This is a genomic window from Microbacterium umsixpiens (assembly GCF_053543675.1).
On the sequence record NZ_JBLVOH010000101.1, the window covers coordinates 6,272 to 7,458 of the forward strand.

A 1,187-nucleotide genomic window follows, 5' to 3' on the forward strand; every position below is an offset into this window, starting at 1 on the left:
CAGCCGCCCGGTGACAGAGGAAAGCAGGCCGACGCCGCGCCCCTCGACGATGCGCGACGCGAGCAGGAGCGCGGGGATCATCAGGATCAAGGGCAACACCAGTGCGAGGAAGAGCCAGGGGCGATCGAGGTCGAAGTACTGCACCGTCGTGAGGAGAACCTGAATCTCGGCTCCCCAACCCGGCACGAGCAGCGAGGCGACGACGAGCGGCACGATCAGGAGGAGCAGGATCGCCACGTAGAGCGCCACTCCGACGACTCCGGTCACGAGCATCCGCCACCAGCGGTACCTCGGTCGCAGGCGTGCAAGACGGTGGTAGGGGATCTGCTCGGCGGGCGAGGGCACGGCCGGAGCGATGGCGGATGCGGGGGCGGCGGAGGCGTCCTCGTTCGAGCTCATGCTTCCATCCTCTCAATGATGCAGAGGTGCGCGACTCCGCGCCGTTCCGGACAATAGTCAGCAACTGCATGGCCGAAGTCACCATAATGGGGACATGACTGCTCCGCGCATCCTGGTCGTCGACGACGAACCCAACATCCGTGACCTGCTCTCGACGGGTCTCAGCTTCGCCGGATTCCAGGTGAAGACGGTGGCCAACGGCGCCGCCACGATCTCGGCCGTCCTCGAAGAGGAGCCGGACCTGATCATCCTCGACGTCATGCTCCCGGACATGAACGGGTTCAGCGTCACCAAGCGCCTCCGCGGCGCCGGGTTCACCGCACCGATCCTGTTCCTCACGGCGAAGGACGGCACCGAGGACAAGATCGAGGGCCTCAACGCCGGCGGCGACGACTACGTCACCAAACCCTTCAGCCTCGACGAGATCGTCGCGAGGGCGCAGGCGATCCTGCGGCGCACGATGCAGGCCGACGAGGAGTCGATCATCCGCGCCGGTGAGCTGTCGATGGATCAAGACACGCACGATGTCCACGTCGGCAAGGAGCCGATCGAGCTCAGCCCGACCGAGTTCAAGCTGCTGCGCTACCTGATGCTCAACCCGAATCGCGTTCTGTCGAAGGCACAGATCCTCGATCATGTCTGGGAGTACGACTTCAACGGCGATGCCGGCATCGTCGAGAGCTACATCTCGTACCTGCGTCGCAAGATCGACCCGCACACCGAAGAGTCGCTCATCCAGACCAAGCGCGGGTTCGGATACATGCTCAAGGTCGGCAAGTCGGTCTGAC

General features: G+C 64.5%; 1 protein-coding gene and 1 pseudogene. One reads left to right on the top strand and one right to left on the bottom strand.

The window, feature by feature from the left end; genetic code table 11:
* A pseudogene (locus ACNPM4_RS10365) lies at window positions 1-399 on the bottom strand (hypothetical protein); the annotation flags it as partial.
* A gap of 94 nt (window positions 400-493) precedes the next feature.
* On the opposite strand from ACNPM4_RS10365, the gene ACNPM4_RS10370 reads away from it, so the two are divergent.
* A complete protein-coding gene (locus ACNPM4_RS10370) occupies window positions 494-1,186 on the top strand; it encodes a response regulator transcription factor (protein ID WP_029262742.1) in 693 nt (230 codons plus the stop codon).
* Window position 1,187: the final 1 nt, after the last annotated feature.

Excerpts from the sequence above, each read along its gene's own strand:
- ACNPM4_RS10370 (WP_029262742.1), top strand. The coding sequence starts at position 494 with ATGACTGCTCCGCGCATCCTGGTCGTCGACGACGAACCCAACATCCGT.